Genomic DNA, 5,079 nt, shown 5'->3' with positions numbered 1-5,079 from the left:
GATATTGAATACCAAAAAAATCAAGGTATGGCTTTTAATATGCGCGGATCTTTGTCAGATATCGCTTTAGAACGGTTAGTTGCTAGGTTACAATCTGGGGGAGCAAAAGCGATCGCATCCGATGTAATTCACGATTTTCCTTTTGAGCCAGAATTGGCAAAGACTATCGCCCAACAAGATAATTTTTATGGTATTTGTCGTATTGCTGTTAGTAGTTCCAATCTAATTGGCATTGCTCCCCCTCCTGCTTTAGATACCGAGCGACTTGGTTTTAGTAACTGGGCGATCGATGATGATGGTACTATTCGCCGTCAAATATTAGGAATGTCTCCCGATGAAAAGTGCGATACGAGCGTTTCTTTAAGCCTTCGTCTGGCTTCCCAATATTTAGATAATGTTGCGATTGAATATGATGGAAAAATTTTCCGATTGGGAGAGTTAAAACTGACCAAACTCAAGCCCAATAGCGGTGGTTACCATCTACCAGATGCTGGAGGCTATCAGATTTTACTCAATTATCACCCTACTTTGCCGACCAAGATTTCTTTAAGACAGGCGATGGCACTTCCCACTAGTACCTTGAATCGACTGGTGGAAGATAAAATTGTCTTAATTGGGGTGGTGGGACACAATCAAGATCTGCACTATACCCCTTTCAGTCGAGGACAGCAGACGAAACGCTGGTCGGGAGTAGTTATTCACGCTCAAATGACCGAGCATATTATTAGTATGGCTTTGGGGGAGCAAAAACCTTTGTGGTGGCTTGACAGTCGCTGGGAAATATTTTGGATTGCTTGTTGGTGTCTCGCTGGTAGTATGCTGATTATTCTAGCTCGACATTCTTTCTGGACGATCCTACTGGGGATTGCTGGTTCTTTGCTGCTAATTTTAGCCTGCAGTTGGCTTTTATTTTTGCATGGCGGTTGGTTGATTGCGATCGCTCCAATTTTGGGTTTACTTCTAGCTGCCACTATGACTTCGATTTATTCTCAATCTTTTTCTGACCGATGATACTTTTGACAATTATTTTAGTTGCACTTTTGTTCGGTAATTGGTTAATTAATGAAACTTGGCTATTTATTCCGATTGATTTGTTTAGTCGTTTGACTTCTTTTGGTTGGTGGGGACTAGCTCTATTAACTGTATTATTTTTTGCTTGGTGTATGGCAGAAGATTAAAAAAATAAGAGCTAATAGCAAAAACTACTAGCTTCATTGTCGATCGATTGTGAAACTATACCTAGATCGGCATGGCATCAGAAACATTAATGTCTGGGATGGGTTGTTGTGTAAGACAGTGCCAGTGGCAAGTAAACAAATCTGGTTTTTGAGTCTTAAGAGTAATTAAAGCAGGAGCAGCAGGAAATGGCCACAGGCGATCGAAGACTATTTCTCCATTATGTAAGCTGAATTGGAGCAAATAGGTTGCTGGTGGCGCATCTAAAGAATCTAATAGTTCTCCTGCTAGATTGTGCAGGGATTTACGCTGACGATTCGGTATTATTGCAGGTTGTTCGTAGGAATTAGGCATCGATCCTTCACCGATGATTTCAGCAAAAATCGGTCGCTCGGTTAAGACTATAGGCAGCCATAAATGACCCAACCAAGAGTCTCCAACACTCGTTTTGAATCCTAAATTTTTTTCTACCCAACGTCTTCTGGCGTTTATATCTTTGCAAGCAGAATAAATTTTCTTTTGGGGAAAATCAAAATAATCTGGGAGTTGAATGGTGAGAGGGCAGTAAATCGCTTTTTCATCCCTACTTTTTTTAATATTTCTGGAATGTTTAGACCAAAGAGTGGCAGCAGATACAATTTCGACCTCTAGAGATGAAGTCGAAGATTTGGCAATACTACTTTGTAAAGCCTCTACCATTTTCTGAGTCACTGGCGAAGCTGAAAGCAATTTTCCTTTTTCGCTAACTTCCGCATTGATAATAATTACAACTTTTTCCATTCCCCTTTCACGATCGCGAGATTTTGTCATAGCTGTTATGAGTTGAACCTTATTTCTCCGAAAACATTAAACCCTTTGCTGGTTAGTTGCTAATACCGCTATTTTTCACAATGGGAAAAGACTTGTCTTGGTAATTGTAGGGCATAGTTGAGTATTTGACTATAGCTTATATTTAGAGATTTAGGATAGTGGCAAACAGAACTAAAGTAACGAACATTGAGAGATACTAAAACATAAGTATAAAAGATCGAGCGTGAAGATCGATAAGAACACAACATTTGTTACTTTTGAGTAACTGTTCCCAGTTTAAGCGGTTTCGGTTTTAAGCCGTACCTATAATAAGTGCCAATTGTTTAATTTTTCAATCTGGACGGAAAAATAACTGAATATTTTAAGAATGTAAACAATAAACCATAAAATTATTTAATAACAATGGCATTTTTACTGGGAAAATCCAGGGTGCATGGGGAAATATCTTTAGTTCATCAAGAATTAGTATTTCTGTTTTAGTTTGCTATCTTTTTTTAGCTGTATACAACAATTATTTTATAATACTCAATCATGGAATTACTTGAATATCAAGCTAAAGAATTGTTTAGAATGGTAGATATTCCTATTTTACCGTCTCAGACTATTAAAGATTCTCGAAAAATTAAACAATTACAAATTCCTTATCCTGTAGTCTTAAAGTCTCAAGTTAGATCGGGAGGGAGGGGAAAAGCAGGAGGAATTAAATTTGTCGCCAACACAATTGATGCGATCGCCGCAGCTAGAACTATTTTTAACCTATCTATTTTGGGAGAATATCCCGAAGTAATTTTGGCAGAAGCTCATTACAATGCGGAAAGGGAATTTTTTCTGGCGATCGTTTTAGATTACGAACTACAATGCCCAGTTTTAATGGGTTCGGCTCGCGGGGGAATGAATGTGAATTCTCTTTTGGCAAATTTACAGCAAGTGGTACTTGATGATGATTTTTCTTTGTTTCACGCTCGTCGGTTGGCTGCGAGTATGGGTTTATCGGGGCAACTAATTTGCTCGGTCAGTGACATTATTGCCAAGATGTATCGTCTATTTCAAGCAAGAGATTTAGATTCCATTGAAATTAATCCTTTGGGAGTTAATGCTAAAGGGGAATTGATGGCATTGGATGGAAAAATTACGGTAAATGATTCGGCTTTAGCCAGACAGCCGATTATCGAAGCCCTAGAATTCTCTCCAGAACCTTCGGCAAACTCTTCTCATATTCCCCATTGGTATTGGCTCGACTGGCAAAATAAATCGGGTAAAGTTGCAACTATTTGTAATAGTTTCGCTCTGGCATTGTTAACCTGGGATTTATTTGGTCAAAAAAGAATCAATCCCGCTTGTGGAGCAGTTCTCCCAGAAATCACCCCCCATGAGGAAAATAGTCCTCTGCTATATCGTAATTATTTACGAGAGATTTTGACCGAATTAGAGTCTGTAACAGGATTGAAAGCTATATTCATCAATATTTGGGAAACCGAAGCAGTTAGCCGTGAAATAGTCCGAGAAATAGCTGATTATCTTCAGTCTAAATTAGAATCGATCCCTTCAGAGTCTGAAGAGAAAGACTATAATGGCAATGGAAGCGAAGCTCAAAATCTCGGACAAGAAGTACATTCTAGAGCAAAATCTTCATCTCCAGCAGTTGTTCGATCCCAGCCAAAATTCATTTTGAGGCTTTTGGGGGGAGAAGATTCTATAGATCGCGATTTTGGCTCGCAAATGTATTTGTCTAGTAATTTAGAAAGTTCGATTTCTCAAGCAATATCTGTAGTTAAATCCAATTAAAAGGTTTTTTTGCCAAATTTTACTACAAGATAAATAGACCAAAATTGTAGTCTAAAAATAATGAATTGGGATTGCGATCGCTACTATACTGATGCCAGTGATGCCAGGAATTTTGATGTTCTGATGCAACCTGACGTTCTTGATTTTCCCTATTATTTACCTCTAAATTATTCTAATTTTATGAATTGGTCGTCTCCCAATCAAGTAATTATTCAAGGAATTACAGAACCAGAAGCTGCTTTTTATGCGGTACAGATGAAAGCCTATGGTGCAGAGATCGTGGCAGGAGTCAGTCCTGGTAAAGGAGGGACAAAAGTAGAAGACATACCTGTTTTCGACTTGGTAGAACAAGTGTTGACGATTGCAGAGAGGATTGATACGAGCTTGATTTTTGTACCTCCCTATGAAGTTTTGGATGCGGTAAGAGAAGCAATTGCTGCGGGAATAAAAAGAATTATTATTGTAACCTCTAACATACCTCCTTTGGATACAATTCAGTTAATACAAGATCCAAAAACTCATAATATTTTGCTTTTAGGACCTGGTAGTGACGGAATTACTCAACCAGGAGAAGTGTGGTTGGGAAAATTACAACCTCAGTTTTATCATTCTGGGCAAGTAGGAATAATTACTACTAGCAAAAATTTATCCTATGAAGTAGCCCTAGAATTAGAGCAATCCAAGATGGGTGTGTCTACAGTTGTGAGCTTGGGTAACGATCGCATTAGTGGCTCTAATTTATCTCAATGGTTATCTATCTTTAACGAAGATCCTCATACAGAAGCAATCATTTTTATCGGACAAAAAGTCAAAGATGCTGAAGATATTATTTTCCACTGTCGCCAAAGAGACTGGGATAAACCAATTATTGTCTATATTGCAGGATTAAAGACTCCTCAAGCCAAAACTTCTGGCGATGCAGTAACTATAATTAGCAATCATCTATCAGCATCAATTCCCGCAGTCGATCGAGGGCGACGTACAATCGACAAATTGAAAAAAATAGGAATTGCAGTGGTTAAAAAACCAAGCGAGATCCCACCTCTATTGGCAAAAATAGTTCGGAGTACAGTTAAATAAAATAAAGAGGGCGAAATATTAAACAATACTAACCATAGTTAGTTACAGCCGTTTTCAGTTGAATAGCTCTCTGGGAAAATTTACTAGTTCGTAGTTTTTAGTTTTTAGTTCTTAGTTTTTAAAGTTTAATTATGTGGTCTACCCATGTGAAAAGCGCAGTAAGTTAGGATATTTTGAGATCTTTGCTAACAAATAGCAAAAACAGTGTTATGGTCAGTTTTATACTTT

General features: G+C 38.1%; 5 protein-coding genes. 4 read left to right on the top strand and 1 reads right to left on the bottom strand.

Annotated elements, in window-relative coordinates:
* Together AC33VI_RS14025 and AC33VI_RS14020 are read left to right on the top strand one after the other, a co-directional pair.
* On the top strand, positions 1-1,011 hold a 1,011-nt coding region (locus AC33VI_RS14025), incomplete at its 5' end, for a CHASE2 domain-containing protein (RefSeq protein ID WP_491782889.1).
* Complete coding sequence (locus AC33VI_RS14020) at positions 1,008-1,178, top strand: hypothetical protein (protein ID WP_491782888.1); 171 nt, start codon at positions 1,008-1,010, stop codon at positions 1,176-1,178. The genes AC33VI_RS14025 and AC33VI_RS14020, both read left to right, overlap by 4 nt.
* A 61-nt stretch (positions 1,179-1,239) precedes the next feature.
* On the opposite strand, the gene AC33VI_RS14015 is transcribed toward AC33VI_RS14020, so the two are convergent.
* Positions 1,240-1,986, bottom strand: coding sequence for a hypothetical protein (locus AC33VI_RS14015; protein WP_491782887.1), 747 nt, complete (start codon positions 1,984-1,986; stop codon positions 1,240-1,242).
* 531 nt (positions 1,987-2,517) lie between these two features.
* Here AC33VI_RS14015 and AC33VI_RS14010 point away from each other — a divergent pair.
* Entirely contained in the window at positions 2,518-3,771 is a 1,254-nt protein-coding gene (locus tag AC33VI_RS14010; RefSeq protein WP_491782886.1) for an ATP-grasp domain-containing protein, read from the top strand.
* Between the two features lie 60 nt (positions 3,772-3,831).
* A complete protein-coding gene (locus tag AC33VI_RS14005; protein ID WP_491782885.1) occupies positions 3,832-4,851 on the top strand; it encodes a succinate--CoA ligase subunit alpha in 1,020 nt (339 codons plus the stop codon).
* Positions 4,852-5,079 lie beyond the last annotated feature (228 nt).

This window comes from Waterburya sp., assembly GCF_058530065.1.
This window is presented reverse-complemented; position numbering and strand designations above follow the sequence as displayed.

Coding starts and splice junctions, on each gene's coding strand:
- AC33VI_RS14020 (WP_491782888.1), top strand. CDS start 1,008: ATGATACTTTTGACAATTATTTTAGTTGCACTTTTGTTCGGTAATTGG.
- AC33VI_RS14015 (WP_491782887.1), bottom strand. CDS start 1,986: ATGACAAAATCTCGCGATCGTGAAAGGGGAATGGAAAAAGTTGTAATT.
- AC33VI_RS14010 (WP_491782886.1), top strand. CDS start 2,518: ATGGAATTACTTGAATATCAAGCTAAAGAATTGTTTAGAATGGTAGAT.
- AC33VI_RS14005 (WP_491782885.1), top strand. CDS start 3,832: ATGAATTGGGATTGCGATCGCTACTATACTGATGCCAGTGATGCCAGG.